Below are 26190 nucleotides of genomic sequence, written 5' to 3' on the forward strand. Positions count from 1 at the left end.
GCGGTGCAACCCGTTCAGGCTTGGCGCAGGCGCTCGTTGAGAGCGTCCAGGACAGCCGGCGGCACCAGGTGGGAGACGTCGCCGCCCCACTGTGCGACCTCCTTGACCAAGGAGGACGACAGGAAGCTGTAGGTGGGGTTGGTGGGCACGAAGAGGGTCTCGACGCCCGTCAGGCCGTTGTTCATCTGGGCCATCTGCAGCTCGTAGTCGAAGTCGCTGACCGCGCGCAGGCCCTTGACGATCGCCGGGATGTCGCGCTGCTTGCAGAAGTCGACGAGGAGGCCGTGGAAGGCCTCGACCCGGACGTTGCCGTACTCGGCGGTGACCTCGCGGATCAGGTCGATCCGCTCGTCGATCTCGAACAGGCCCTTCTTGGACTTGTTGATCATCACCGCGACATAGACCTCGTCGTAGAGGCGGGAGGCGCGGGCGATGATGTCCAGGTGTCCGTTGGTGATGGGGTCGAACGACCCGGGACAGACGGCTCGGCGCACTTGAGATCCCTCGCTCTCAGGTCCGGTCATGGTGCGTCTTCGCACGTGGAGGCGGCGCGACCGTACCAAAACGTTCCCTCGCCGTAGCGACGGGTGCGTAGGGGCTCGAAGCCCTTCGGCCACCCGAATTCACCGCCTCTGGTGCTGCGCTCCACGGTGACGAGGGCTTCTTCGGCGAGCCACCCCTCCGTGCGGAGTGTGAGCAGAATCTCCCGAAGATCGTCGTCCGTGACGGCGTACGGCGGGTCGAGGAACACGATGTCGTACGGGTCGCCCGGCGGTGAGGTGCGGATGATCTGTTCCGCTTTGCCCGATCTGACCTCAGCGCCGGGCAGGCCGAGGTTCTTGACGTTCTCGCGCACGATCCGCGCCGCTCGCGCGTCGGCTTCGACGAGGAGGGTGTGGGCGGCGCCGCGGGAGAGGGCCTCCAGGCCTACGGCGCCTGATCCGGCGTAGAGGTCCAGTACGCGTTCGCCGTCCAGAGGGCCGCCGAGGAGGGACTGCCAGGTGGAGAAGAGGGCCTCGCGGGCGCGGTCGGAGGTAGGGCGGGTACCGGTCCCTGGCGGGACGGCCAGGCGGCGTCCGCCGGCTGCGCCGGCGATCACGCGGGTCATCTTGGGTCCTCGGTCGTGGGTTGTTGTGGATTCAGTGTGGCAGGTGGAGGGGCTGGGGGTGCCTATCGGCGTGGGTGCGCATTGTTGTGGGCGGCTGCGGGTTCGTTGTGGCTTCTCGCGCAGTTCCCCGCGCCCCTGGGGGCGTTGCCCTGCCCGGCGACGACAAGAGTTCACCCCTTCTCCAGATACTGCTCCCTCTCCTCGTCCAACAGGGCGTCCAGGGCCGTGCGCAGGGCCGGTAGGCCGGTCAGGTCGGGGTCGGTGGTGACCACCTTGGTGGCCTCCTCCCGGGCCTCCGCGATGATCTCCTCGTCCTCGATGACGGCCAGCACCCGCAGGCTGGTACGGGCGCCGGACTGGGCCTGGCCGAGGACGTCGCCCTCGCGTCGCTGTTCGAGGTCGATGCGGGAGAGTTCGAAGCCGTCGAGCGTGGCGGCCACCGAGTTCAGCCGCTGGCGGGCTGCGCTCGCCTCGGGCATCTCGGTGACCAGCAGGCACAGTCCGGGTGCCGAGCCACGGCCGACGCGGCCGCGCAGTTGGTGGAGCTGGGAGACGCCGAAGCGGTCGGCGTCCATGATCACCATCGCGGTGGCGTTCGGCACGTTCACGCCGACCTCGATGACTGTGGTGGCCACCAGGACGTCCGTCTCTCCGGCGGCGAACCGGCGCATGACGGCGTCCTTGTCGTCGGGCTGCATCCGGCCGTGCAGGACCTCGACCTTGAGTCCCTGGAGTGGGCCCTTGGCGAGGTGGTCGGCCACGTCGAGGACGGCGAGCGGGGGGCGCTTCTCGGCCTCGTCCTCGGGGGACTTCTTCTTTTTCGCCGCCTTGGGGTCGTCCTCCTCGTCGCCGATGCGCGGGCAGACGACGTACGCCTGATGGCCCTGGGAGACCTCCTCGCGCACCCGCTCCCAGGTCCGGGCCAGGAAGTGCGGCTTGTCGGCGGCGGGGACGACATGGCTGGCGATCGGGGAGCGGCCGGCCGGGAGCTGGTCGAGGACCGAGGTCTCCAGGTCGCCGAAGACGGTCATGGCGACCGTGCGCGGGATCGGCGTGGCGGTCATGACCAGCAGGTGGGGCGGCTGCTTGCCCTTGCCGCGCAGGGCGTCGCGCTGCTCGACGCCGAAGCGGTGCTGTTCGTCGACGACGACCAGGCCGAGGTCGTGGAACTGGACCTTGTCCTCGATCAGCGCGTGCGTGCCGATCACGATCCCGGCCTCGCCGGTGACGAGATCGAGCAGCGCCTGTCGGCGGGCGGCGGCGCCCATGGAGCCGGTCAACAGCACCACCTTGGTGGCCTGCTCAGCGCCACCCAGCATCCCGCCCTCGGCCAGTTCGCCCATCATCTCCACGACCGAGCGGTGGTGCTGCTGGGCGAGCACCTCGGTGGGCGCGAGCATGGCGGCCTGCCCGCCCGCGTCGACGACGGCGAGCATGGCGCGCAGGGCGACCATGGTGTTGTGGGTCACCGTGAAGTTGTCGGTGACGTAGGCATGGCTGGGGTGGGCGACACTGATGCACTGGACCGGCTTGCGTCCCACATATTCGACTGCACGGATGCCGCGGCGGAAGGTGTTGTATTTCGGCCGGTGCCGCACCCGGTCTGCCTTGCGGGACAGTCGGAACGGAGCGTACTCGTCGGGCAGTGCGACGGAGACCTCGAAGGCGGTTCGCTTCAGCAGGATCCGTGCTCGGCCTCCCAGCGAACGCACAAGCCAGGCAACATCATCTGCGAGCCGGCGTGAGGCCGAGCAGAACGAGATGCTGAGGCCACTCGCCTGAATGGTGCCGTCAGTGTCCAGGAGCCCCTGCAGCAGAGCGAGACGGTTCTTGATCGAGGTGTTCTTGAACTCGGTGGGGATGAACTTGCCGTGTGAGGTCAACCCCCACAATCCCAGAGTACGGAGGGCCTGGATGATGGGGTTGCGTACGCCGCCCGTGCGACGGGTGAGCTGGATCGTGTGGTCACACCGAGAGCCCGTAACCGGAACAAGGCGGCAGTCGGGAGCCACGGCCGACGCCGCGGCATCGCGGATCTCGGCGTCGACGGTGGACAGCCTCAAGTTGTGTCGGAACGAGCCGCCGCCCAGCAGCAGACCGAAGAGGTAAGGGTCGAGCGGCAGCTGCGAATCGTCCCCCAGGTCGACCGGGGTCGCCGCCGGGAGGTACCACTTCGAAGATCCGTTGGCCTTGAACGTGTCGAGACGGATCTCCCGCGTCGTCATGACCTTGGGAGCCTGGCCACGGTGCCATCCGCAGCTCGTACCGACGATCCAGAGATGCTCGTCGTCGCACTCGACAGAACTTCCGTCAGAGAGGACCAGCCGCCAGACATCACGCTCTCCCTGCGGGAAGACACCGTCGACCAGCGCGATCTCCCCGTCCGGAACGACAACCTCGTCTCCGACCGCCAGGTCCCCCATACGACGGAATCCGGTTGGTGTGAGCACGAGCGAGTCGAGCGGCTGGGCCTTCCCCGATCCGACCTCGCCCTGGAGCAGTCGGTGCATCGGGTGCTCGGTGGCCAGGTCGCCGAAGATCTCCTCGGAGACCTTCCGCTGGCCCTCGGTGAGGGTGAACGGCAGCCGGTCGTCGAAGGCGGCGAGGAGGCCGTCCGGCGTGGGCCTGCGGGGCACCGCGGGGAGCTGGGCGTCGGCGTGCCGGCGGCGGGCGAGGGCGACCTGGAGGACGAAGGCCTCGTCCCACTTGAGGCGGTCGCGGGCGTCGGCGATGTCCGCCTTGGTGTGCGGGCGGTGGATCTTCAGCAGCGCCTCGGGGAGGGAGACCAGGCCGCGGCCCTCACGGAGGGGGTCCGGGAGGGGGTCGAGGGCCTCCTGGGCGCTGGGGAGCACGGTCTGGATCGCCTTGCCGATCTTCCAGGACTCCAGCTTGGCGGTGGCCGGGTAGATCGGGATCAGGGCGCCCGCCCAGGTGTCGATCGCCTCCTCGGCGTCCCCCTTCAGCAACTCGTACGCCGGATGTGCCAGTTGCAGTCGGCGGTTGAAGACGGAGACCTTGCCCGCGAACATCGCGCGCGTGCCCGGCAGCAGTTCCTTGTGGGGTTTGTGCACGCCGTGGCCGAAGAAGACCAGTTGGAGCCGGCCGCTGCCGTCGGTGATCGTCACTTCCAGACGCTGGCCCTTGCCGCGGGGCGCCTTGGCGGAGGCGAAGCTGTGCAGACGGGCGTCGGCGACCTGGGCGACCACGGTGACGTGCTCGTCCAGGGGGAGGTCGGCGAGGTGGGTGAGCTGGCCCCGCTCCTCGTATCTGCGTGGGTAGTGATGCAGGAGGTCGCCGACGGTGTGCAGGCCGAGATGCTCGGCCATCACCTTCGCGGTGGCGGGGCCGAGCACCTTCTTGAGTGGTTCTTCCAGTGCGGGCACGAGATCCATTGCACACCACGGCACTGACAACGGCGTAGGCATCCCGGCGACAGATCCGTATACGTCTCGGGAATCCCCTGGTCAGACGGCTCGTTCGGGCTCTAGGATGACGCGCTCCGGCCATCCTTTCGCGGTCACCGCCTCACCGGGACCGCCCGACCCCGCGCCGAAGCGCTTCCCCCCACCGGCGCTGTGACGATGGACTCCCAGACCTCAGCGGCATCACAGGCATCTTCCTCACCTCATACGTTCCAGGTCGACCTGCGTGGCTTGGTGGACCTGCTCTCCCATCACCTCTACTCCAGCCCCAAGGTCTACCTGCGCGAGCTGCTGCAGAACGCGGTCGACGCCATCACCGCCCGCCGGGCCGAGCAGCCCGACGCCCCGGCGCGGGTGCGGCTGCACGCCGAGGACGGCAGCCTGCGGGTGGAGGACTCCGGGGTCGGGCTCACCGAGTCCGACGTGCACAACCTGCTGGCGACCATCGGGCGCAGCTCCAAGCGGGCCGACGGCCTCCAGGAGGCGCGCTCGGAGTTCCTCGGGCAGTTCGGCATCGGGCTGCTGGCCTGTTTCGTGGTGGCCGAGCGGATCCGCGTGGTCAGCCGCAGCGCCCGTACGCCGGACGCCCGGCCCGTGGAGTGGACGGCGACGGACGACGGCTCGTACACCGTGCGGACCCTGCCGGACGCGGCCCGGCCCGAGCCGGGGACCACCGTGTACCTTCAGGCGCGGGCGGGCGCCGGAGAGTGGCTCACCGAGGAGCGGGTGCTGGCGCTGGCGCGGGACTTCGGCTCGCTGCTGCCGTACGACGTGCGGGTGGGCGACGAGGAGGTCACCGACCTGCCGGCGCCCTGGGACCGGCCCTACCCCTCCCCCGCAACGCGGCGGGTGGCCCTGGCCCGGCACTGCCACGAGCTGTTCGGCTTCACCCCGCTGGACTCGATCGAGCTGAACGTGCCGCTCGCGGGGATCCGCGGGGTGGCGTACGTCCTGCCGTCCGCGGTCAGCCCGGCGCAGCGCGCCCGGCACCGCGTCCACCTCAAGGGCATGCTGCTGACCGAGCGGGCCGAACAGCTACTGCCCGACTGGGCGTTCTTCGTGCGCTGTGTGCTCGACACCGACAGTCTGCGGCCCACCGCGTCGCGCGAGTCGCTGTACGAGGACGAGACCCTGGCGGCCGTGAGGGAGGCGCTGGGCGAAAGGATTCGGTCCTGGCTCACCGGTCTCGCGGCCGGTGACCCGGAGCGGCTGGCGGCCTTCCTGTCGGTGCACCACCTGGGGGTGAAGTCCCTGGCGCGGCACGACAAGGAGATGCTGCGCACGATGCTGCCGTGGCTGCCGTTCGAGACGACGGACGGGCAGCTGTCACTGGAGGAGTTCGCGCTGCGCCACCCGGTGGTGCACTTCACGCGCACGGTCGAGGAGTACCGGCAGGTCGCCCCGATCGCGTCCGCGCAGGGCGTCGGGGTGGTCAACGGCGGCTACACGTACGACAGCGAGCTGGTCGAGGCGTTGCCGTCGGTGCGGCCGGGCACGGTCGTCGCCGAGCTCGACGCGAACACCGTGACCGCCCACCTGGACGCCGTCGAACCGGCCGAGGAGCTGGCCCTGGCGGGCTTCCTGGCGGCCGCGCGGGCCACGCTGGACCCGCTGGGCTGCGATGTGGTCCTGCGGGCCTTCCACCCGCTGTCCGTGCCCGCGCTGCACCTGGACGACCGGGCGGCCCGGCACGAGCAGGCCCGGGCGGCGGCCGAGGAGGAGGCCGACGACCTGTGGGCGGGCATCCTCGGCTCGCTGCGCGGCAGCGCCCCCCGCGCGCGTCTGGTGCTCAACCACCTCAACCCGCTGATCCGCAAGGTCAGTTCGCTGAACGATCCGGAACTCGTCGGCACCGCCACGGAGTCGCTGTACGGCCAGGCCCTGCTGATGGCGCAGCGTCCGCTGCGGCCCGCCGACTCCGCCCTGCTCAACCGGGCGTTCATCGGCCTGCTGGAATGGGCCACCCACAGCGACTCCGACTCCCCGGGGGACGGTCACCGATGAGTGAGATCAGGGACTTCGACGCGCTGCGCCGGGCGATGGCGGAGAACTCCGAGCAGCCGGAGGGACCCGCACGCAACGCGCGCGCGGAGCGGTTGCTGGTGGAGGCCGAGAAGCTGAACATCCCGCTCGCCGTGATCGAGGCGCTCGGGCACCAGCTGAAGGTCTACAACTACAGCTCCGAGAAGGACAAGATGTTCGTCCCGTTCGCGCGCCTGCTGCGCATGTGGGACGAGCGCCCCGAGGACTTCGACGAGTACGAGACCCACTCGCTGCACTGGGTCTTCAAGTGGATGTCGGCCGGGATGCTCGACCAGCCGCACATCCCGCTGGCCTCCATCGAGAAGTGGCTCGGCGAGATGGAGCACCGCTACCGCCTCGCCGGGCACTCCGAACGGGCCGTGCGCGGCGCCGAGTTCAGTGTGGCCGCGCACGTCGGGGACGTGGAGCGCGCGGAGCGGGCGTACGCGGCGTGGCTGGCCGCGGACCGGGACAGCATGGCCGACTGCCACGCGTGCGAACTGAACGGACAGGGCTGGTGGCAGGCGGAGCGCGGCCGGCCCGCCGAGGCACTTCAGCTGTGGGCGCCGGTGCTGGGCGGTGAGTTCACGTGCGCCCACGAGCCGCACAGCGTCCTGGCGTCGTCCCTGGTGCCGCTGCTGCGGCTGGGCCGCCTCGACGATGCGCGCGCCCACCATCTGCGGGGCTTCCGGCTCGTGCGGTCCATGGAGAGCATGCGCGGCGCCTACGCGGACCACGTCGAGTTCTGCGCGCTGACCGGTAACGAGGCGCGCGGTCTTGAGCTGCTGGCGGAGCGGCCGGCGTACTTCACGGACACCGGGCACCCGCGCAGCAGGATGGACTTCATGAGCGTGGTCACCCTGCTCATGGACCGGCTCACCGAGCTGGGCCACGGCGACCAGCAGGTGCCGGGCCCGGCGGGCCGGGCGTGGACCGCGCGCGAACTCGCCGCCCACGCGCGCGGGGAGGCCCTCGCCCTGGCGGCGCGGTTCGACCAACGCAACGGCACCCAGCACGTCAGCGAGCGGGTACGCGCGCGTATGGAGCGGCGCCCGCTGGTCGAGCGGCTCGTCCTTGGAGTGCGCTCGGAGCGGCTGGCGCACCCCGTGCGTCCGGTCGCCCCGGCCCCCGTGACGCCGGCGTCCGCCACGACCGGGCAGGAGCCGGACCTGGCCGCGCTGCTGGCCGAGGCGCGGCGGCTGTCGGACAGCCTGCAGCCGAACGCCGTCGAGGCCTGGGCGGCCGTCGCGCGGGCCGCGGAGGGAACCGACCTGGACGCCCGTGACCGGGCGGAGATCGCCGACCACGAGGCGATGGGCCTGGGCCCCGAGGGCGCCGAGCTGTTCGAACGCGGCGCCGAGCTGTACGCCGAGGCGGGCGACCCGGGCGAGGCCCTGGCGGCACGCGCGCGTGCGGCGTACGTCCGCGCGCTCGCCGGTCATGTCGACAAGGCCGTCGAAGCGGTCGCCGGACTCTACGACGAGGTTCTCGCCCTCTATGCCGAGGACGGCACCGGCGTACGGCAGATCGCGTCCGTGCTGATGGGGCGGGCGCGGATTCTGATGCGGCGGGTGCACGAGGCCGACGACGCCGGGGCCGGCGCCTCGCAGGAGACTGTCCTGGCGGAGGCCGAGGCCGCCGCCAGGGAGGTGCTGGCGCTCGTCGAGGGCCACACCGGGAACGACGTCCGGCTCGCCGCACGGGCGGCCGAGGCGCGGGCGATGCTCGCCGAGCTGGCCGTGCACCACGGGGACGTCGAGAAGGCCGCCGACCTGTTCGCGCGGGCCGCTGCGGCGTACGTGGAGGCGGGGCTGCCGTGGTTCGCGGTGGAGTACGAGGCCCGGCTGGCCGGCCTCGCCCAGCACCTCGGGGACACCGGGGAGGCCGAACGGGCGCTGCGGGCGGCCCTGGAGCACGGCGGACCGCACCTGGAGGCCACCGGGCGGGCCCAGCTGCACCTGCAGCTGGCCGAGGTCCTCGGCGGCCGGGGAGAGTCCGCGGAGGCCGCCGAGCACGCCCTGGACGCGGCGCACTGGGCCGACGAGGCGGGCGAGGGGCCCACCTTCGGCGTGTGGGCGCGGCATCTGCTGGGCGGGTTCCTGCTGCGGCAGGGGCGGTGGGCCGAGGCCGCGGAGGTACTGGAGTCGGCGCTGCCCGACCTGAGCGCCGAGACGCACGGCGACGGCGCGATCGTCCAGACGCAGTGGTGGCTCGGCGACTGCCTCAGCGAGCTCGGCGAGCACCGGGCAGCCGCCGAACGCCGCCTGCAGGCCGCCGAGATCGCCCGGCACTGGCCCGAGCAGCACGACCACGCCACCCTGGCCCACCTCGCCGCCGAGTCCCTGGGGCACGCCGGGCTGCCCGCCGAGTCGGACCAGGCCTACGCGCGCGCGGGCGAGCTGTGGCGCTCACTGGGCAACGTCCATGGTCTCGTCCGCTCCCTGCGCGCCCGCGCGTGGCTCGCGCTGCGCACGGACGACTGCGGCGGCGGCGAGACCGCACGGGAGTTGATGGCGGCCGCCGTCCACGAGTGCGTCAGTGCCCTGAGCACCGCGGCCGACGAGGAGTCGCGGCAGCGGCTCACCGTCGAACTCGGCCACACCCACCGCCAGTTCGGTGACCTGCTCGCCCGCTCGTCGGCCGAGGACGCCGAGGACGGCTCGATCCGGGCCATGTTCGAGGAGGCCCTGACCGAAGTGGAGGAGGCCGTCTCCGTGTTCGCCTCCCTGGGTGCCGACGCCCGGCACGCCCGCACCGGCGCCGAACTCGCGGCGGGCTGGCTGGCGGCCGACCTGGGCCGCAGCGGCGAGGCAGCCGCACGCGCGCGTGCGGTGCTGGAGGCGTACGCCGACGCCACCGAGGACGACGAGGCGGCACAGGAGCGGCGAGCGGAGGCGGAACAGATGCTGCGGGTGGTGCGAGAAGGGCGGGAACAGGAGGATTGTTGAACGAAAGACGCCCGCATGCTCCTCGGCGTCATCGATCAACAACCTTCTTCGCGCTCACTCCACCCCGATCAGCAGCAGAGCCCCCTGCCGCCCACCCCGGTACACCACCGTGTCGACGGCGAGGTAGGCCTCCCGCACCCGCGCCTGAAGGTGCTCGGCGACGGACTCCGGGGCCTCGTCGCCCAGCACCAGGGTCACCAGCTCCCCGCCGGCCGCGAGCATCCGGTCCAGCACGGTCTCGGCGATGGCCGTGACGTCCGCCCCGATCACGGCCACGTCCCCGTCGATGAGCCCGAGGACGTCACCGGCCTGGCAGATGCCGGCCATCGTCCAGGCCTGGCGTTCCGCCACGGCGACCTCGCCGTAGCGGGTCGCTCCCGCCGCCGAGGTCATGGACACCACGTCCTCGTCGAAGCGGCGCTCCGGCGCGTGCACCGCGAGCGCCGCGATGCCCTGGACCGCGGAGCGGGTGGGGATCAGGGACACGCGGATGCCCTCCGCGCGCACCTGCTCGACCGCCGCGGCGGCGGTGTGCCGCAGCTCGGGATCGTTGGGCAGCAGCACGACCTCGCGCGCGTGGGCCCGCCGCAGGGCCTCGACAAGCTCCCCGCTGGCGGGCGGCTCCCCGGGACGCGCGAGCACCGTCGTGGCGCCCGCCTCGGCGTACAGCCCGGCCAGCCCCTCGCCGGGCACCACGGCCACCACGGCCCGCTGGACGCGTTCCCGAGGGCGCCCTTCCCCGCGTACCGTGTGCACGTCGTCGGCACCGAAGTGCGTGATCCTGATGCGGTACGGCCGGCCGGCCTCGACGCCCGCCTCCACGGCGGCGCCGGCGTCGTCCACGTGCACATGGACGTTCCACAGTCCGTCACCGCCGACCACGACGAGTGAGTCCCCGAGGGCGTCGAGCCGCTCCCGCAGCCGAGCCACGGCCAGGTCGTCGGCCTCCAGGAGGTAGATCACCTCGTACGCCGGACCGCCGTCCTCGGCGCCGTCCGCGCACTCCGTCGCGCCCAAGGCGCCCTGGCTGCCGAGCGGCACCTGCACGCGCGCGTGCCGCGTGTCGGCCGTCACCGCCACCGCCCCCGGCAGCTCCCCCGTGAACGTCTCCACCAGCGCCGCCAGCACCGCCACCAGCCCGCGCCCCCCGGCGTCCACCACCCCGGCACGCTCCAGGACGGCCAGCTGCCCCGGCGTCGCGGCAAGGGCCGCACGGGCCCCGTCGTAGGCGGCCCGCGCGACCGTCCCGCAGTCGCCCTCCGCTCCCCCGGCCGCGTCGGCGGCGGCCGAGGCGACCGACAGGACCGTGCCCTCCACGGGGTGCGCCACGGCCTGGCGGGCGGCGTCGGCCGCGCGGCGCAGCGCGAGCCGCAGGCCCTGTCCGTCGGTGTGAGCGTTCTCACCGTCGACGGCGAGCACCTGCGCCATACCGCGCAGCAGCTGCGCGAGGATCGTCCCGGAGTTGCCCCGCGCGCCGATCAGCGCCCCGTGGGCCATCGCCCGCGCGGCCTCGGCCAGCGAGGGACGCCCGTGGCTGGACGCGTCGACCTCGTGGGCGGCGAAGACCGCCTCGACCGCGGTCACCGCCGACTCGACGGTCAGATACAGGTTCGTGCCGGTGTCCCCGTCCGCGACCGGGTACACGTTGATCGCGTCGATCTCCTCACGCGCGCGTCCCAGCGCCTGAAGCGCGAGACCGCACCAGGTGCGCACCGCGAGAGCATCGAAGAATGTCTGCGGCCCCTGCGCCACCTGCGCCTCCTCTGCTGGACGTGGGTCGCAGCGTAGCCCCGGGGCCGGTGCCCGCCGGAAGAGGGCGGGGGCGGGCCCCTGATCAGCCATGGTAATTTCGTTGTACGGACGCAGCCGTTGTATGCTGCTCCGGTTGCCCGATCCTGATCGGGCCATTCCCCTGGCAACGCCACTCAGATCTCAGATCGCTCGCAAGGGCATAAGATCTCGATCCCGGCATGCCGGGATCAACCGTAAGTGCATCTGAAGTCTTTGGAGTGACCCGTGGCTGCCAACTGCGACGTCTGCGGCAAGGGGCCGGGCTTCGGCAACAACATCTCGCACTCGCACCGCCGTACGTCCCGCCGCTGGAACCCGAACATCCAGCGTGTGCGTACCGTGGTCGGCGGGACGCCGAAGCGCGTGAACGCTTGCACCTCGTGCATCAAGGCCGGCAAGGTCTCGCGCTGACGCACAGCTAAGCGCGCGGCCACTGCTGGTTCGCTGCATCAGCCGGTCCACCTCGGGTGGACCGGCTTTTTGCTGTGCCGGGCCGCGTAAACGCTTACGCGAGCGCTTACGCGAGCGTTTATGCGGCTCTCCGCCGCGTTTACGCCTTCCCCTCGTCGCTCCCCGCCGTGCGGAACCGCCACCCGTGATCCACCGGCCCGATCCCGCCCCCCAGCGCGAATCCGCCCGCGATCGCCCCGGTGACGTACTCCTTCGCCGCCCGCACCGCCTCCGGCACGGCCAGCCCCTTCGCCAGCCCGGACGCGATCGCCGAGGCCAGCGTGCAGCCCGTCCCGTGCGTGTGCCGGTTGTCGTGACGGGGTGCGCGCAGCCAGTGCTCCTCGGAGCCGTCGGTGAGCAAGTCCACCGCCTCCCCCGGCAGATGCCCGCCCTTGATCACGACCCAGCGCGGCCCGTACGCCAGCAGGGCGGCCGCCGCCTCGCGCATCCGGTCCTCCGACTCGACCCGTAGCCCGGTCAGTTGGGCGACCTCGTCGAGGTTCGGCGTCAGCACGGTCGCGGCCGGCAGCAGCTTCGTCCGTACGGAATCCAGCGCGGAGGCCGCCAGCAGCGAGTCGCCGTGCTTGGAGACGCCCACCGGGTCGACGACCGCGGGCGCGTCGGTTCCGGCGATCAAATCCGCCACCGCCTCGACGAGTTCCGCCGAGGCCAGCATCCCGGTCTTCACGGCCTGTACGCCGATGTCGTCGACGACACTGCGGTACTGGGCCCGTACGGCCGCCACGGGCAGCTCCCAGGCGCCCTGCACGCCCAGGGAGTTCTGCGCGGTCACCGCCGTGATCACGCTCATACCGTGTACGCCGAGGGCGAGCATCGTCTTCAGGTCGGCCTGGATGCCCGCGCCCCCGCCGGAGTCGGACCCGGCCACGGTCAGCACCCTGGGTGGCGCGTTCATGACTCGATGCCTCCGAAGTGGTCCCAGCCACCCTTGCTGGTCCAGGGCGCCCCGTCGACGGTGACCTGGGGCAGCGCGGACGGGTTGAGCACCTCGCCGATCACCTTCCAGCGGGCGGGCAGCTTCACGTCCGGCGGGAAGGTCGCCACGATCGCGTGGTCCTCTCCCCCGGTCAGCACCCACTGGAGGGGGTCGACGCCCACCGCCTGCCCGATGTCGTGCATCTGCGAGGGGATGTCGATCGCGCCGGAACGGACGTCGATACGGACCTTGCTGGCCTCCGCGATGTGCCCGAGGTCGGCGATCAGCCCGTCGCTCACGTCGCACATCGCCGTCGCGCCCAGCGCGGCCGCCGCCGGGCCCGCGTGATACGGCGGCTCCGGGCGCCGGTGCGCCTCGACGAAGGCGCGCGGCGAGCGGAACCCACGCGAGAGCACCGCGTACCCGGCCGCCGACCAGCCCAGCCAGCCGGTCACCGCGACGAGGTCACCGGGCTGTGCGCCGGCCCGCGTCACGGGCTCCTGGTTGCGCAGGTCGCCGAGCGCGGTGATCGACACCGTGATGGTGTCCCCTCGTACGACATCACCGCCGACCACGGACGCGCCCGCCACCTGGCACTCGTCGCGCAGCCCGTCCATCAGCTCGGTCGGCCAGGTGACCGGGAGTTCGGCCGGCACGACCAGGCCGAGCAGCAGCGCGGTCGGTACGGCGCCCATGGCCGCGATGTCGGCGAGGTTCTGCGCGGCCGCCTTGCGCCCGACGTCGTACGCCGTGGACCAGTCCCGGCGGAAGTGCCGCCCCTCCAGCAGGATGTCGGTGCTGGCCACGACCCGGCGGTCCGGCGCGGCGACCACCGCGGCGTCGTCGCCGGGGCCGACCCGCACCGCCGGGGTGGTGGTCAGACGGGAGGTGAGCTCCCTGATGAGCCCGAACTCCCCGAGCTCACCAACAGTGCCCTTCATTGCCCTTACGCCCCTTCTGTCCCTGTGCGTGCCCGGTCGCGGGTCATCAGTGTCCTCGATACGGTCGAAGTGTCCGCCAACCGGTCCCCCATGACCGCCAACGGGTCCCCCATGACCGTCGAGGCGGTCGCCGTGTCCGTCAACATCCGTCGTGTCCGCGCCCCGGCACACGCGCCCCGGTTACCGCAGGTCTCCCCGCAGCGTGCGGCGACGCGATACCGTGGCGTTCCTTTTCCCCACATGATCCTCGTGGCCGCCCTGGAGGTTCCGTGGTACAGGCGTACATCCTGATCCAGACGGAGGTCGGCAAGGCGTCGACCGTCGCCGAGACGATCAGCAAGATCCCTGGGGTGATCCAGGCCGAGGACGTCACGGGACCGTACGACGTCATCGTGCGCGCCCAGGCCGACACCGTCGACGACCTGGGCCGCATGGTGGTTGCGAAGGTCCAGCAAGTGGACGGCATCACCCGCACCCTGACCTGCCCGGTCGTCCATCTGTAGTCCCCGTCTACCCTTGGCCGGTGAAGTTCTCCCGTCACCGGCTCATCGGTCTGCCCGCGTTCGCCCTGCTGATCACCGCCGCGGGCTGCTCCTCAGCAGACGACAGTTCGAGCGTCGCGGTTCCCAGTCCGTCTGAGGCGGTCACCAAGCTGTGCCGGAACCTGGACAAGGCGCTGCCCCGCACGGTGGACGGTCTGAGCCGGAACGACCCCGAGCCCGAGTCCGCGCTCACGGCGGGTTGGGGAAGCCCGGTGATCATACTGCGGTGCGGGGTGGTGCGGCCGCCGAAGATGATCGACCCGAAGGTGGCCGAGGGCCGGGATGCCGACGCCGTGGCCGGGGGTGTGAACGGCGTCGACTGGCTACAGGAGGCGCAGGACGGGGGGTACCGCTTCACCAGCGCGAACCGTAAGGCGTATGTCGAGGTGAGCGTGCCTGAGGGGCGGGACAGTGCGGCGGTGCTGGTCGACTTGGCGTCGGCGGTGAAGTCGGCGATTCCTGTGGGGATCGCCGACTGAGCGCCGTGGCGTGTGCTGTTGCCGGCCGACTGCGGGTTGTGCGGGGCTGGTCGCGCAGTTCCCCGCGCCCCTAAGGGTGTTTCACCTGAGGCCCGTCGACCTGCGCAGCGCCGCCTGGATCAGGCGGTCCACCAGTTCCTCGTACGTCACTCCGCTTGCCTGCCACATCTGCGGATACATCGAGATCGGCGTGAAGCCGGGCATCGTGTTGATCTCGTTGATCACGAAGTCGCCGGCCTCGGTGAGGAAGAAGTCCGCGCGGACCAGGCCCTCGCAGGACGCCGCCTCGAAGGCCTCGACGGCGAGCTTCTGGACCTCGGCGGTCTGCTCGGCGGTGAGCGGGGCCGGGACGACGCCGGGGGTCGAGTCGATGTACTTGGCCTCGAAGTCGTAGTACGCGTGCGTGTCCGGCGGCGGGATCTCCGCGGGGACCGACGCGCGGGGGCCGTCCTCGAACTCCAGGACGCCGCACTCGATCTCGCGGCCGCGCACCGCCGCCTCGACGATGATCTTCGGGTCGTGGCGCTGGGCCTCGGCGACGGCCTCGTCGAGGCCCTCGAACGACTCGACCTTGGTGATGCCGATCGACGAGCCCGCGCGCGCGGGCTTCACGAACAGCGGCCAGCCGTGCTCACCGGCGAACTCCGCGATCCGCCGCCGCGCGCCTGCCTGGTCCTGCTGCCACTCGCGCGGCCGGATCACCAGGTACGGGCCCACCCGCAGCCCGAACGAGGTGAACACCCGCTTCATGTACTCCTTGTCCTGGCCGACGGCCGAGGAGAGCACGCCGGAACCCACGTACGGGACGCCGGAGAGCTCCAGGAGGCCCTGGAGGGTGCCGTCCTCGCCGTACGGGCCGTGCAGCACCGGGAAGACCACGTCGACCTCGCCCAGGGCCTTGGGCACGGAACCCGGCTCGCTGTAGACGACTTCGCGGTTGGCGGGGTCGACGGGGAGCACGACGCCGCCCTCGCCCGAGTCGGCGAGGTCCTCGACGCTGGGCGTGCGGCGGTCGGTGATCGCCATCCGCTCCGGCTCGTCGGCGGTGAGCGCCCACCGGCCGTCCTGGGTGATGCCGATCGGCAGGACCTCGTACTTGGTCCGGTCGATGGCCCGCAGTACGGCGCCGGCGGTGACCACGGAGATCCCGTGTTCGGAGCTGCGCCCGCCGAACACGACGGCCACACGCGGCTTGCGGGACGGCTGCTCGGGGCTCTGGGGGAGGTTCTCGGTGCTCATATCGCGTTGAGAGTACCCGGTGGTAGGGGCCGGAGACAGCGTCCGTACGGCCGCGTCGCTCAGCGTCGTTCCGGCTTCGCGCTGCGCGACATCAGCTCCTTGAGAGCGACCACCGGAGGCTTGCCCTCGTGCACGATGTCGACCACCGTCTCGGTGATGGGCATGTCGACGCCGTGCCGCCGGGACAGATCGAGCACCGACTCACAGGACTTGACGCCCTCGGCGGTCTGCTTGGTGACCGCGATGGTCTCCTGCAGGGTCATGCCCTTGCCGAGGTTGGTGCCGAAGGTGTGGTTGCGGGACAGCGGCGAGCAGCAGGTGGCCACCAGGTCGCCGAGGCCCGCGAGTCCGGAGAAGGTCATCGGGTCCGCGCCCATCGCCAGCCCCAGCCGGGTCGTTTCCGCGAGGCCTCGCGTGATGAGGGAACCCTTGGCGTTGTCGCCGAGGCCCATGCCGTCCGCGATGCCGACGGCGAGCCCGATGACGTTCTTGACCGCGCCGCCGAGTTCGCAGCCGACGACGTCGGTGTTGGTGTAGGGGCGGAAGTACGGCGTGTGGCAGGCGGCCTGGAGCCGCTGGGCGACGGCCTCGTCGGTGCAGGCGACCACGGAGGCGGCCGGCATCCGGGCGGCGATCTCGCGCGCGAGGTTGGGGCCGGTGACGACGGCGACCCGCTCCGCGGGGACCTTGGCGACGTCCGCGATGACCTCGCTCATCCGCATGGCGGAGCCGAGTTCGACGCCCTTCATCAGCGAGACCAGGACGGTGTCGGGGGCCAGCAGGGGCGCCCAGTCCGCGAGGTTGCCGCGCAGGGTCTGCGAGGGGATGGACAGGACCGTGAAGTCGGCGCCGGCGGCCGCCTCGGCGGGGTCGGTGGTGGCGCGCAGGTTCTCGGGGAGTTCGAAGCCCGGGAGGTAGTCGGGGTTGGTGCGGCCGGAGTTGATGGCCTCGGCGACCTCCGCGCGACGCGCCCACAGGGTGACCTCGCACCCCGCGTCGGCGAGCACCATGCCGAACGCCGTGCCCCACGAACCGGCGGCGAAGACCGCCGCCTTGACCGGCTTGCTCACTTGCCCTGCCCCTCTTCCCCACCGGCCTGCCCGGCCGCTTCCCGCCCGACTCGCCCGCCGGTTCCATGACCGGTTTCCCGACCAGACTGCCCGGCCGCTTCCCGACCAGACTGCCCGGCCGCTTCCCGACCGGAATCCCCAGCGAATCCCAGACCAGACTGCCCGGCAACCCCCAGACCGTGATCCCCAGCAGAGCCCCGCCCGGACGCCCCCGACGCCTCCCGACCCAACTCCCCGGCCATCTCCCGACCGGCGTCCCGGGTTTCCCGGCCGGCCTCACCGGCCACATCCAAGCCGGAATCCCCAGCGGACCCCCGCCCGGACGCCCCCGACGCTTCCGCATCGGAATCCCGGCCCGACTCCGCGGCCGCGTCCCGCACGTTTCCCCGACCCGGTTCCCCAGCCGTATCCCGCCCGTTTTCCCGACCCTGTTCCCAGGCCGCCGCGCGGTCCGCCTCCGTGGCAACTGCCCGGGCCTGCGTCTGCGCCTCCGTCCGGCGGCGCTGTTCGATGCGTTCGCGCTTGGGGTCGTACGGCGTCTGCGGGGCCTGCTCGCCGCGGATTTCCTCCAGCTGCCGGGTGATCGCGGCCATGATGACCTCGGTGGCCTCCTTGAGGACCTCCGCGGTCATGTCCTTGCCGTAGAAGCTCGAGAGGTCCACCGGCGGTCCGGCGAGCACGTGGTGGGTCTTGCGCGGGAGGAGGTTGGGCTTCTTGGCGTACGGCGGCAACAGTTCGTTCGCGCCCCACTGGGCGACCGGGATGACCGGGCACTTGGTCTTCAGCGCGACCCGCGCGGCACCGGTCTTGCCGGTCATGGGCCAGCCGTTCGGGTCCCGGGTGATGGTGCCCTCGGGGTAGAAGGCGACGCACTCGCCGCGCTCCACGGCGTCGATCGCGGCCCGGAAGGCGCTCAGCGCGTCCGTACTCTCCCGGTAGACGGGGATCTGCCCGGTGCCGCGCATCGCGGCGCCGACGAATCCCTTCTTGAAAAGCCCGCTCTTCGCCAGGAATCGCGGAACCCGTCCGGTGTTGTACTGAAAGTGCGCGTACGCGAAGGGGTCGACGTGCGAATTGTGGTTCACCACGGTGATAAAGCCGCCCTCGGCCGGAATGTGCTCCATTCCACGCCAGTCCCGCTTGAGCAGAACCACCAACGGCGGTTTACAGATCACCGCTGCGAAGCGGTACCAGAAGCCGATTCTGCGGCGGGGCACACGGACACCTTCCTGCTAGGGCCTGGGGGCCGCACAAGTGTCGCCCCAGGCCGCCGGTCTGTCGAGAACACCGTACGCCCCGAGTCTCAGCGCGCCGGGAGGCCCGGGGGACAATGGCCGCGACAAGAGAGGGACGAACGCTCGTGCAGTGGACCTTGGTGATACCCCTGAAGCCTCTGGCGCGAGCCAAGAGCAGGCTCTCGGACGCCGCCGACGACGGGCTGCGCCCGGGCCTCGCCCTCGCCTTCGCCCAGGACACGCTGGCCGCGGCGCTGGCCAGCCCGGCAGTGCGGGATGTGGCAGTGGTCACGGACGACGCGCTGGCAGGTCGGGAGCTGGCCGCGCTGGGCGCCCGGATCATCACCGACGAGCCGGGCGGCGGCCTGAACGCGGCTCTGGCGCACGGAGCGACGGCCGTACGGGCACAACGTCCCGAAAGCCCGGTCGCGGCCCTGAACGCCGATCTCCCGGCGCTACGGCCGGCGGAATTGGCCCGGGTCCTCGACGCGGCCGCGCAATTCCCCCGTGCTTTTCTCGCGGACGCCGCCGCAATCGGTACGACGCTGCTGGCGGCAGGTCCGGGCCGGGAATTGCTCCCGGCATTCGGCACGGATTCGCGAGCCCGCCATCGCGGCGGCGGAGCGGTGGAACTCCGTCTCGCGGACGTGGATTCCGTACGTCAGGACGTGGACACCGCGGACGATCTGCGGGCGGCACTCGCGCTCGGAGTGGGACCGCGCACCGCGGCGGCGACCACGCGGCTGCTCATCCCCGAGCAGTAGGCTGCCGTCATGCACGCCACCGCTTACACGTACGACGCCGAGACGCGCAGCGGGCAGGTCCTGCTGGATGACGGCACTCCGGTGCCCTTCGACGCCGCCGCGTTCGACGCGGGCGGGTTGCGGCTGCTGCGGCCCGGGCAGCGGGTCCGGATCGAGGTGGAAGGGCCCAAGGACAGCCCGAGGATCACACTGGTGACACTGCAGACGCTTTGACCTGCCGGGCACAAGACCCCTCTGACCTGCCCCTGAACACGCCGCGGGCCGGGCTCCGACACGGAGTCCGGCCCGGCGCGTGAGTTACCCGGCGCCCTCGTCTACTTGCGGGCGGCGGTCTTCTTGGCGGTGGTCTTGCGGGCCGTCGCCTTCTTGGCGGGGGCCTTCTTGGCCGTGGCCTTCTTCGCCGGGGCCTTCTTGGCCGTCGCCTTCTTGGCGGTGGTCTTCTTCGCGGCGGTGGTCTTGGCGGCCGCCGTGGTCTTCTTGGCGGGCGCCTTCTTCGCCGTGGTCTTCTTGGCGGCGGCCGCCTTCTTGGCCGGTGCCGCCTTCTTCGCTGCGGCCTTCTTCGCGGCCGCCTTGGTGGTCTTCTTGGCCGCGGCCTTCTTGACCGTGGCCGCGGCGCCGCCGGTCAGGCTGCCCTTGGGCGCCTTCTTGACGGCCACCTCGCCGCCGCGCGGGAGCTTCTTCGAGCCGCTCACCAGGTCCTTGAAGCCCTGGCCCGCGCGGAACCGCGGCACCGAGGTCTTCTTGACCCGAACCCGCTCGCCCGTCTGCGGGTTGCGCGCGTAGCGAGCCGGGCGGTCGACCTTCTCGAAAGAGCCGAAGCCGGTGACCGAGACCCGCTCACCTGCGACGACCGCGCGGACGATGGCGTCCAGTACATGGTCGACAGCATCGGCGGCCTGCTGACGGCCGCCCATCTTGTCGGCAATCGCTTCTACGAGCTGCGCCTTGTTCACGTCTTCCCCTTCGGAGACATCGCCAGAACGAAAGTGTTCAAGCTTTTTCGCACGTTAGGCAGATATATACCGCAAATCAAACACGAAACGGGCTAATCACCCTTGTGCCGCAACCGACTCGGCTGCCTCTGACGTGATTCAGCCTTCCTCTTCGGGGAATCGCCCCGCGTCGAGGTCGGCGGTGAACCGCTCCAGACGCTTTGTCGCATCGGCGAGGTCGTGCTTGGCCGCGGCCGTGATGACCAGCAGCTTCCGGGTCAGCGCCATCCGTACGCCCTCCGGGACTTGCAGTGCGCGCACCCTTGCGTGCGCTTCCTTGAGTTGGTCCGCGACTGCCGCGTAGAGCTCGAGTTGGCCGTCGTGTTCCATGCACAGATTGTGCCATCTGGGGCGAGTTGTCGCCTGCCCGGGGTGCAACTGGCGCCTCAAACGGCCCTTCGGCGCGCCGCCGAAGCCAGGTTGTCAAGGCTCGCGTACCCCAACAACAACCGTCATAACGTGGGAAGTTGAAGGAACACCCGGTGCCGGGTGCGGCCATCCGGGTGTGAAAAAAGGCTGCACCCCCGATCGGGCCGATCGGGGGTGCAGCCGGGGTGTTGGGGGTGGCCGAAAGTCGACCGCCGCGAGGAACCGAAGGTTCAGACCTTCAGCGTGCGCGGCTTGTAGGCGGGACGCCCCGCCTCGTAGGTGGCGATGTCGTCCTCGTTCTGCAGCGTGATCGAGATGTCGTCCAGCCCGTTCAGCAGCCGCCAGCGGGAGTTCTCGTCCAGCTCGAAGGAGGCGGTGATGCCCTCCGCCCGCACCTCGCGCTCGACCAGGTCGACGGTGATCTCGGCCTGCGGGTCCCGCTCCGTGAGCTCCCACAGCGCGTCGACGACCTTCTGCTCCAGTACGACCGTGAGCAGGCCGTTCTTCAGCGAGTTGCCGCGGAAGATGTCGGCGAAGCGGGAGGAGATCACGGTCTTGAAGCCGTAGTTCTGCAGCGCCCAGACGGCGTGCTCGCGGGAGGAGCCGGTGCCGAAGTCGGGGCCGGCGACCAGCACGGTCGCGCCCTGCCGCTCGGGCCGGTTGAGCACGAACTCCGCGTCCTTGCGCCAGGCCTCGAACAGCCCGTCCTCGAACCCGTCCCGGGTCACCTTCTTGAGCCAGTGGGCGGGGATGATCTGGTCGGTGTCGACGTTGCTGCGGCGCAGCGGGACGGCCCGGCCGGTGTGCGTGGTGAAAGCTTCCATGATCCTCAGACTCCAGCGGGCGTACGGGTCTCGACGTCGGACAGGTCGGCCGGGGAGGCCAGGTGCCCCAGGACCGCGGTCGAGGCGGCGACCTGCGGCGACACCAGGTGTGTACGGCCGCCCTTGCCCTGCCTGCCCTCGAAGTTGCGGTTGGAGGTGGACGCCGAGCGCTCACCGGGAGCCAGCTGGTCGGGGTTCATGCCCAGACACATCGAGCAGCCCGCGTGCCGCCATTCGGCGCCGGCCTCCTTGAAGACCACGTCCAGGCCCTCGGAGACGGCCTGCAGACCCACACGCGCGGAGCCCGGAACGACCAGCATCCGTACGCCGTCGGCGACTTTGCGGCCCCGCAGCAGATCCGCGGCGGCGCGCAGGTCCTCGATGCGGCCGTTGGTGCAGGAGCCTACGAAGACGGTGTCCACCTTGATGGACCGCAGCGGCTGTCCGGCCTCCAACCCCATGTACTCCAGGGCCTTTTCGGCGGCCAGGCGCTCCGAAGCGTCTTCGTACGAAGCGGGGTCGGGGACGAACGCCGAAAGCGGCGCGCCCTGGCCGGGGTTGGTGCCCCAGGTGACGAACGGCGACAGTTCGGCGGCCTCGATCACGACCTCGGCGTCGAACTCGGCGTCGTCGTCGGTCCTCAGGGTCTTCCAGTACTCGACCGCGGCGTCCCAGTCGGCGCCCTCCGGGGCGTGCGGGCGGCCCTTGAGGTAGGCGAACGTGGTCTCGTCGGGGGCGATCATGCCCGCGCGGGCGCCGGCCTCGATCGACATGTTGCAGATGGTCATCCGGGCCTCCATCGAGAGCTGCTCGATGGCGGAGCCGCGGTATTCCAGGATGTAGCCCTGGCCACCGCCCGTACCGATCTTCGCGATGATCGCCAGGATCAGGTCCTTGGCGGTGACGCCCTCGGGGAGCTCGCCGTTGACCGTGATCGCCATGGTCTTCGGGCGGGCCAGCGGCAGCGTCTGCGTGGCCAGCACGTGCTCGACCTGCGAGGTGCCGATGCCGAACGCCAGCGCGCCGAAGGCGCCGTGCGTGGAGGTGTGTGAGTCACCGCAGACCACGGTGGTGCCGGGCTGGGTCAGTCCCAGCTGCGGTCCCACCACGTGGACGACGCCCTGCTCGACGTCGCCCAGCGGGTGCAGACGCACGCCGAACTCGGCGCAGTTCTTGCGCAGCGTCTCCAGCTGGGCCCGGGAGACCGGGTCCGCGATGGGCTTGTCGATGTCGAGGGTGGGGGTGTTGTGGTCCTCGGTGGCGATGGTCAGGTCGAGGCGGCGCACCTTCCGGCCGCTCTTGCGAAGGCCGTCGAAGGCCTGCGGGCTGGTCACCTCGTGCAGCAGGTGCAGATCGATGTAGAGGAGGTCGGGCTCGCCCTCGGCGCGCCGGACGACATGGTCGTCCCAGACCTTCTCCGCGAGTGTCCTACCCATCGCTTTCCCTCCGGCCGGCAAAACGTGTGCCGACCCAACTAGAGATCTTGAGGAAGCGGCGCCGTTGACGCCCCTGGTCCCGGACGTCCGCCGCCAGGCCCTTTTCTCCACCGGGCCGCTGTGACTTCGTGACATCCAGGGTGGCGCGTTCCACCGAAAATTGAACTTGCGTTTCACAGAGTGAGACGCAAGTATCGTTGCATGGACAACAGTAGCGGCGTCGGCGTTCTGGACAAGGCGGCACTCGTCCTGAGCGCTCTGGAGTCCGGTCCGGCCACCCTCGCGGGTCTGGTCGCGGCCACCGGACTGGCACGACCCACGGCTCACCGCCTGGCCGTGGCTTTGGAACACCACCGTATGGTGGCGCGCGACATGCAGGGTCGTTTCATTCTCGGCCCGCGTATGGCCGAGCTGGCCGCGGCAGCCGGCGAGGACCGTCTCCTCGCCACCGCCGGGCCGGTGCTCACCCACCTCCGTGACGTCACGGGCGAGAGCGCGCAGCTCTACCGCCGCCAGGGCGACATGCGCATCTGCGTCGCCGCCGCGGAGCGCCTGTCCGGACTGCGGGACACGGTCCCGGTCGGCTCGACGCTCACGATGAAGGCGGGCTCCTCCGCCCAGATCCTCATGGCCTGGGAGGAGCCGGAGCGCCTGCACCGTGGGCTGCAGGGCGCCCGTTTCACGGCGACGGCCCTGTCCGGCGTACGACGCCGGGGCTGGGCCCAGTCCATCGGGGAGCGCGAGCCGGGCGTGGCGTCCGTCTCCGCACCCGTGCGCGGCCCGTCGAACCGCGTGGTGGCCGCCGTCTCGGTCTCCGGCCCCATCGAGCGTCTGACCCGCCACCCGGGCCGGATGCACGCCCAGGCCGTCATCGACGCCGCGGCCCGCCTCTCGGAGGCCCTGCGCCGCTCCGGCTGACGCCCGTAAGCGCCCAGGGGGCCGGCCTCAACGCCGCGGCAGACCCCCAGGGCGCTCCACGCCCCTCAGACGGACTTCGGCGAGACCTCACCCGACCGCAGCCGCTCGGCCGCCCGCTCACCGCGCCGCCCGACCGGCACCACCCCGGTCGCACTGCCCAGCCCGAAGGCGGGCATGTTCACGTAGACCGACTCATAGCCCCCGGCCGGCACGGCGTACGTCTCGTGCCAGAAGCCGACCTTGCCCTTCCCCTCGCGCATCCGGCGGTTGAACGCCGCCCATGCGGGCCGGTGCTCCTTGTCCGCCGCCGAGGCGTACGCGAAGAGCTTGTCGGTCGACTCCCAGTACTGCACCAGGTACACGACCCGCGGCCCCAGCAGCGTCTGCACCCCGAGCAGCCCCTGGCCCCGCTCCCGCGACAGCTCCCGCAGCATGCGCGGCATGGCCCGCGCCACCGGCCACCAACTGCGCACCGCCAGAAGGCTGTTGAAGCGTATCCCGATCAGGAACACCACGACGTCCCCGTGCGCGTCGGCGGTCATACGCCCCGCGATCGGCTTGTCCCCCATGACGAACCCACCTTTCCCCAACACCGCGGAGATGTTGGATAGTGCTGCTATCCATGCTTGGATAGTGACACTCTCCAAAGCGGGGCGCAAGAGAGAAAGAGCAGCGGAAACAGCAAGGGAGTCGAACGGCCATGAGGCTGTCGGAGCTGAGCAGGCGCAGCGGCGTCGCCACCGCCACGGTGAAGTTCTATCTGCGCGAGGGACTGCTGCCGCCGGGCCGCCGGATCACCGCCACCCAGTCCGAGTACGAGGAGACACACCTGCGCCGGCTGCGTCTGGTGCGGGCGCTGATCCAGGTCGGCGGGGTCTCCGTGGCCTCCGCCCGCGAGGTGCTCGCCGCGCTGGACGACGATTCCCTGGACCACAACGAACGCCTCGGCGCCGCCGTCTGGTCCCTCCCGTACGGCAAGCCCGCGGACACGGACGACGCGGCCACCGAGACGGCCAGGCACCGCGCGGACCAGCTGCTGGAACTGCTCGGCTGGGGCTACGGTCCCGTGACCGACGTGACGCCCCCGGCGTACGGGATGCTGGTCACCGCGATCGCCACGCTGGAACGGCTCGGATATCCGTGCGGCATCGAGGACTTGGAGCCGTACGCCCGCGCCCTGGGACAGCTCGCCGTCAACGATCTGGATCTGGTGGAGCGCTACGGCGGGACGGCGGACGAGCAGGTGGAGGCGGCCGTGGCGCTGACCGTGCTGTACGAGCCGGTGCTGCTCGCGCTGCGCAGACTGGCGGAGGCGGAGGAGTCACGCCGCAGGTTCGGCAGCCAGTGACGGCCGGACATGCCGATGGGCCCCCACCGAAGTGGAGGCCCATCGATTGCGTACCCCCGACCGGATTCGAACCGGCGCTACCGCCTTGAGAGGGCGGCGTGCTAGGCCGCTACACAACGGGGGCATGGACTCTGCGTTTCCGCAGGTCCGAGCTGGTCTACCTGGACTCGAACCAAGACTAACTGAACCAGAATCAGTCGTGCTGCCAATTACACCATAGACCAATGTGGTTTAGACCAGTCAGTACCCCCGACCGGATTCGAACCGGCGCTACCGCCTTGAGAGGGCGGCGTGCTAGGCCGCTACACAACGGGGGCCCTAGCGATCCCGAGAGGACTCGGAACCAGTACCCCCGACCGGATTCGAACCGGCGCTACTGCCTTGAGAGGGCAGCGTGCTAGGCCGCTACACAACGGGGGCTTTGCGGATGTGATCCGCGATTGCAGATGAGCTCTGCGAGCTGGCCTACCTGGACTCGAACCAAGACTAACTGAACCAGAATCAGTCGTGCTGCCAATTACACCATAGGCCACTGGAACGCAAGCCCCTGAGGGGATCTTGTTCTAGTTCGCGCCTCCGGTTTCCGGCCTCTCGGCCCGCTCCCCGGCGGCGCAGGAAGAACATTACCTGAAGGTGGACGGGGCTCCAAAACGGGTATCCGCGCCGAGGATCGCGGGGAGTTCGGCGAGGGTGGCGATCCGGTGCGGGCCGACGGGGGCGTCGGCCCAGGTGTGCGCGCCGTTGCGATCGATCCACACGGACACCAGTCCGGCGTCGGCCGCGCCCCGCCAGTCGATCTCCGGGTGGTCGCCGACGTACGCCACGAGGTGCGGCGGCAGGTCCAGTGCCTCGCACGCCGCGAGGAAGGCACCGGCCTCGGGCTTGGAGACGCCGAGCTCGGCGGCGCACAGGATGACTTCGAAGCGGTCGTGCACGCCGAGCACGCGCAGTTTGCGGTCCTGGACGTGGAGGCTGGAGTTGGACAGCACCGCGTGCCGGTGGCTGGCGGCGAGGGTGTCCAGGACGGGCAGTACGTCGGGGAAGAGCGCCCAGGCTGCCTCGTAGTGCCCGAGGTACCGCTCGAACCAGGCCTCCGCCTCGGCGTCGGTGAGTTCCTGGCCCAGGAACACCCGCACCCGGTCCCGCCGCTGCTCCTCGAAGGACACCTCACCGGCCGCGAACCGCGCCCACTGGCTGTCGGTGATCGCCCGCCAGCGCGTGAGGGCCTGCTCGACGCTTTCGTACCCGTCGAGCAGGTCCTCGGCCACCAGATGTGCGCGCATGCCCGCGCGGTCCGCGGTGGTGTAGTCGAACAGGGTGTCGTCGACGTCCCAGACAACGGCTTTGATCACCCT

General features: G+C 71.0%; 23 protein-coding genes, 5 tRNA genes and 1 pseudogene. 9 read left to right on the forward strand and 20 right to left on the reverse strand.

The features are described 5' to 3' along the window. Positions 1–14: 14 nt before the first annotated feature. The 3 genes from coaD to I2W78_RS10560 all read right to left on the reverse strand — a co-directional run bounded on the left by coaD (position 15) and on the right by I2W78_RS10560 (position 4500). Positions 15–524, reverse strand: a complete 510-nt coding sequence (gene coaD, locus I2W78_RS10550) for a pantetheine-phosphate adenylyltransferase (RefSeq protein WP_196458940.1) — start codon at positions 522–524, stop codon at positions 15–17. After that, complete coding sequence (gene rsmD / locus I2W78_RS10555; protein ID WP_196458941.1) at positions 521–1108, reverse strand: 16S rRNA (guanine(966)-N(2))-methyltransferase RsmD; 588 nt, start codon at positions 1106–1108, stop codon at positions 521–523. The genes coaD and rsmD overlap by 4 nt, the downstream gene beginning before the upstream one ends. Positions 1109–1278: 170 nt before the next feature. Then, a complete protein-coding gene (locus I2W78_RS10560) occupies positions 1279–4500 on the reverse strand; it encodes a helicase-related protein (protein WP_196458943.1) in 3222 nt (1073 codons plus the stop codon). A gap of 189 nt (positions 4501–4689) precedes the next feature. Between I2W78_RS10560 and I2W78_RS10565 the strand changes: the two genes are divergently transcribed. Together I2W78_RS10565 and I2W78_RS10570 are read left to right on the forward strand one after the other, a co-directional pair. Next, entirely contained in the window at positions 4690–6534 is a 1845-nt protein-coding gene (locus I2W78_RS10565) for an HSP90 family protein (protein ID WP_196458945.1), read from the forward strand. Next, positions 6531–9500, forward strand: a complete 2970-nt coding sequence (locus I2W78_RS10570; RefSeq protein WP_196458946.1) for a tetratricopeptide repeat protein — start codon at positions 6531–6533, stop codon at positions 9498–9500. Before I2W78_RS10565 ends, I2W78_RS10570 begins: the two co-directional genes overlap by 4 nt. Positions 9501–9554: 54 nt before the next feature. On the opposite strand, the gene I2W78_RS10575 is transcribed toward I2W78_RS10570, so the two are convergent. Further along, positions 9555–11252 (reverse strand): DAK2 domain-containing protein, encoded by a 1698-nt coding sequence (locus tag I2W78_RS10575; protein WP_196458947.1) that lies wholly within the window; start codon positions 11250–11252, stop codon positions 9555–9557. Positions 11253–11516: 264 nt separating this feature from the next. Here I2W78_RS10575 and rpmB point away from each other — a divergent pair, with 264 nt between their 5' ends. Beyond that, positions 11517–11702, forward strand: coding sequence for a 50S ribosomal protein L28 (gene rpmB / locus I2W78_RS10580; RefSeq protein ID WP_003993230.1), 186 nt, complete (start codon positions 11517–11519; stop codon positions 11700–11702). Between the two features lie 139 nt (positions 11703–11841). On the opposite strand, the gene thiD is transcribed toward rpmB, so the two are convergent. After that, positions 11842–12657, reverse strand: coding sequence for a bifunctional hydroxymethylpyrimidine kinase/phosphomethylpyrimidine kinase (gene thiD / locus I2W78_RS10585; RefSeq protein ID WP_196458948.1), 816 nt, complete (start codon positions 12655–12657; stop codon positions 11842–11844). Further along, on the reverse strand, positions 12654–13619 hold the full coding sequence (locus tag I2W78_RS10590; RefSeq protein ID WP_196458949.1) for a thiamine-phosphate kinase: 966 nt from the start codon (positions 13617–13619) through the stop codon (positions 12654–12656). Before I2W78_RS10590 ends, thiD begins: the two co-directional genes overlap by 4 nt. Before the next feature lie 269 nt (positions 13620–13888). Here I2W78_RS10590 and I2W78_RS10595 point away from each other — a divergent pair, with 269 nt between their 5' ends. Continuing rightward, entirely contained in the window at positions 13889–14122 is a 234-nt protein-coding gene (locus I2W78_RS10595) for an Lrp/AsnC family transcriptional regulator (protein ID WP_003997603.1), read from the forward strand. A gap of 20 nt (positions 14123–14142) precedes the next feature. Then, positions 14143–14640, forward strand: a complete 498-nt coding sequence (locus tag I2W78_RS10600; RefSeq protein WP_196458950.1) for a DUF3515 domain-containing protein — start codon at positions 14143–14145, stop codon at positions 14638–14640. Between the two features lie 81 nt (positions 14641–14721). Here I2W78_RS10600 and I2W78_RS10605 read toward each other — a convergent pair whose 3' ends face one another. The 3 genes and pseudogenes from I2W78_RS10605 to I2W78_RS10615 form a co-directional block, all read right to left on the reverse strand. Continuing rightward, the gene (locus tag I2W78_RS10605) at positions 14722–15879 is read right to left on the reverse strand and encodes a D-alanine--D-alanine ligase family protein (RefSeq protein WP_196458951.1); all 1158 of its coding nucleotides are present in this window, start codon (positions 15877–15879) and stop codon (positions 14722–14724) included. Between the two features lie 59 nt (positions 15880–15938). Beyond that, positions 15939–16949 (reverse strand): NAD(P)H-dependent glycerol-3-phosphate dehydrogenase, encoded by a 1011-nt coding sequence (locus I2W78_RS10610; RefSeq protein WP_196458953.1) that lies wholly within the window; start codon positions 16947–16949, stop codon positions 15939–15941. 449 nt (positions 16950–17398) lie between these two features. After that, positions 17399–18166: pseudogene (locus I2W78_RS10615) on the reverse strand (lysophospholipid acyltransferase family protein); the annotation flags it as partial. Between the two features lie 143 nt (positions 18167–18309). On the opposite strand from I2W78_RS10615, the gene cofC reads away from it, so the two are divergent. Together cofC and I2W78_RS10625 are read left to right on the forward strand one after the other, a co-directional pair. Beyond that, positions 18310–18948 carry a 2-phospho-L-lactate guanylyltransferase gene (cofC, locus tag I2W78_RS10620; RefSeq protein WP_196458955.1) on the forward strand — a complete coding sequence of 213 codons (639 nt, stop codon included), beginning with the start codon at positions 18310–18312 and terminating at the stop codon, positions 18946–18948. A 9-nt stretch (positions 18949–18957) separates the two neighbouring features. Further along, the gene (locus I2W78_RS10625) at positions 18958–19161 is read left to right on the forward strand and encodes a hypothetical protein (RefSeq protein WP_196458957.1); all 204 of its coding nucleotides are present in this window, start codon (positions 18958–18960) and stop codon (positions 19159–19161) included. A 101-nt stretch (positions 19162–19262) separates the two neighbouring features. On the opposite strand, the gene I2W78_RS10630 is transcribed toward I2W78_RS10625, so the two are convergent. From I2W78_RS10630 to leuC, 4 genes are all read right to left on the reverse strand, one after another. Further along, a complete protein-coding gene (locus I2W78_RS10630) occupies positions 19263–19901 on the reverse strand; it encodes an HU family DNA-binding protein (RefSeq protein WP_196458959.1) in 639 nt (212 codons plus the stop codon). A 138-nt stretch (positions 19902–20039) separates the two neighbouring features. Further along, positions 20040–20270: a hypothetical protein gene (locus I2W78_RS10635; RefSeq protein ID WP_141311571.1), complete on the reverse strand. Its 231-nt coding sequence runs from the start codon at positions 20268–20270 to the stop codon at positions 20040–20042. A 269-nt stretch (positions 20271–20539) separates the two neighbouring features. Continuing rightward, on the reverse strand, positions 20540–21133 hold the full coding sequence (gene leuD, locus I2W78_RS10640; RefSeq protein ID WP_196458961.1) for a 3-isopropylmalate dehydratase small subunit: 594 nt from the start codon (positions 21131–21133) through the stop codon (positions 20540–20542). 5 nt (positions 21134–21138) lie between these two features. Beyond that, positions 21139–22569, reverse strand: coding sequence for a 3-isopropylmalate dehydratase large subunit (gene leuC, locus I2W78_RS10645; protein ID WP_196458963.1), 1431 nt, complete (start codon positions 22567–22569; stop codon positions 21139–21141). Positions 22570–22770: 201 nt separating this feature from the next. Between leuC and ndgR the strand changes: the two genes are divergently transcribed. After that, positions 22771–23487 carry an IclR family transcriptional regulator NdgR gene (ndgR, locus tag I2W78_RS10650; protein ID WP_196458965.1) on the forward strand — a complete coding sequence of 239 codons (717 nt, stop codon included), beginning with the start codon at positions 22771–22773 and terminating at the stop codon, positions 23485–23487. Between the two features lie 65 nt (positions 23488–23552). Here the strand turns inward: ndgR and I2W78_RS10655 are convergent, their stop codons facing one another. Continuing rightward, on the reverse strand, positions 23553–24056 hold the full coding sequence (locus tag I2W78_RS10655) for a DUF4188 domain-containing protein (RefSeq protein ID WP_196458967.1): 504 nt from the start codon (positions 24054–24056) through the stop codon (positions 23553–23555). A 131-nt stretch (positions 24057–24187) separates the two neighbouring features. On the opposite strand from I2W78_RS10655, the gene I2W78_RS10660 reads away from it, so the two are divergent. Beyond that, positions 24188–24835 carry a MerR family transcriptional regulator gene (locus tag I2W78_RS10660; protein WP_196458969.1) on the forward strand — a complete coding sequence of 216 codons (648 nt, stop codon included), beginning with the start codon at positions 24188–24190 and terminating at the stop codon, positions 24833–24835. Between the two features lie 51 nt (positions 24836–24886). On the opposite strand, the gene I2W78_RS10665 is transcribed toward I2W78_RS10660, so the two are convergent. From I2W78_RS10665 to I2W78_RS10690, 6 genes are all read right to left on the reverse strand, one after another. Continuing rightward, positions 24887–24959, reverse strand: a tRNA-Glu gene (locus tag I2W78_RS10665). A 28-nt stretch (positions 24960–24987) separates the two neighbouring features. Then, a tRNA-Gln gene (locus I2W78_RS10670) sits at positions 24988–25059 on the reverse strand. A gap of 20 nt (positions 25060–25079) precedes the next feature. Next, a tRNA-Glu gene (locus tag I2W78_RS10675) sits at positions 25080–25152 on the reverse strand. A 30-nt stretch (positions 25153–25182) separates the two neighbouring features. After that, positions 25183–25255: transfer RNA gene (locus I2W78_RS10680), tRNA-Glu, on the reverse strand. A 40-nt stretch (positions 25256–25295) separates the two neighbouring features. Beyond that, positions 25296–25367, reverse strand: a tRNA-Gln gene (locus I2W78_RS10685). A 91-nt stretch (positions 25368–25458) separates the two neighbouring features. Further along, positions 25459–26187, reverse strand: a complete 729-nt coding sequence (locus tag I2W78_RS10690) for an HAD family hydrolase (RefSeq protein WP_307783665.1) — start codon at positions 26185–26187, stop codon at positions 25459–25461. Positions 26188–26190 lie beyond the last annotated feature (3 nt).

The organism is Streptomyces spinoverrucosus, assembly GCF_015712165.1.
Classification (GTDB): Bacteria; Actinomycetota; Actinomycetes; order Streptomycetales; family Streptomycetaceae; genus Streptomyces; species Streptomyces spinoverrucosus_A.

Coding starts and splice junctions, on each gene's coding strand:
- coaD (WP_196458940.1), bottom strand. CDS start 524: ATGACCGGACCTGAGAGCGAGGGATCTCAAGTGCGCCGAGCCGTCTGT.
- rsmD (WP_196458941.1), bottom strand. CDS start 1,108: ATGACCCGCGTGATCGCCGGCGCAGCCGGCGGACGCCGCCTGGCCGTC.
- I2W78_RS10560 (WP_196458943.1), bottom strand. CDS start 4,500: ATGGATCTCGTGCCCGCACTGGAAGAACCACTCAAGAAGGTGCTCGGC.
- I2W78_RS10565 (WP_196458945.1), top strand. CDS start 4,690: ATGGACTCCCAGACCTCAGCGGCATCACAGGCATCTTCCTCACCTCAT.
- I2W78_RS10570 (WP_196458946.1), top strand. CDS start 6,531: ATGAGTGAGATCAGGGACTTCGACGCGCTGCGCCGGGCGATGGCGGAG.
- thiD (WP_196458948.1), bottom strand. CDS start 12,657: ATGAACGCGCCACCCAGGGTGCTGACCGTGGCCGGGTCCGACTCCGGC.
- I2W78_RS10590 (WP_196458949.1), bottom strand. CDS start 13,619: ATGAAGGGCACTGTTGGTGAGCTCGGGGAGTTCGGGCTCATCAGGGAG.
- I2W78_RS10605 (WP_196458951.1), bottom strand. CDS start 15,879: ATGAGCACCGAGAACCTCCCCCAGAGCCCCGAGCAGCCGTCCCGCAAG.
- I2W78_RS10625 (WP_196458957.1), top strand. CDS start 18,958: ATGCACGCCACCGCTTACACGTACGACGCCGAGACGCGCAGCGGGCAG.
- I2W78_RS10635 (WP_141311571.1), bottom strand. CDS start 20,270: ATGGAACACGACGGCCAACTCGAGCTCTACGCGGCAGTCGCGGACCAA.
- leuD (WP_196458961.1), bottom strand. CDS start 21,133: ATGGAAGCTTTCACCACGCACACCGGCCGGGCCGTCCCGCTGCGCCGC.
- leuC (WP_196458963.1), bottom strand. CDS start 22,569: ATGGGTAGGACACTCGCGGAGAAGGTCTGGGACGACCATGTCGTCCGG.
- ndgR (WP_196458965.1), top strand. CDS start 22,771: ATGGACAACAGTAGCGGCGTCGGCGTTCTGGACAAGGCGGCACTCGTC.
- I2W78_RS10655 (WP_196458967.1), bottom strand. CDS start 24,056: ATGGGGGACAAGCCGATCGCGGGGCGTATGACCGCCGACGCGCACGGG.
- I2W78_RS10660 (WP_196458969.1), top strand. CDS start 24,188: ATGAGGCTGTCGGAGCTGAGCAGGCGCAGCGGCGTCGCCACCGCCACG.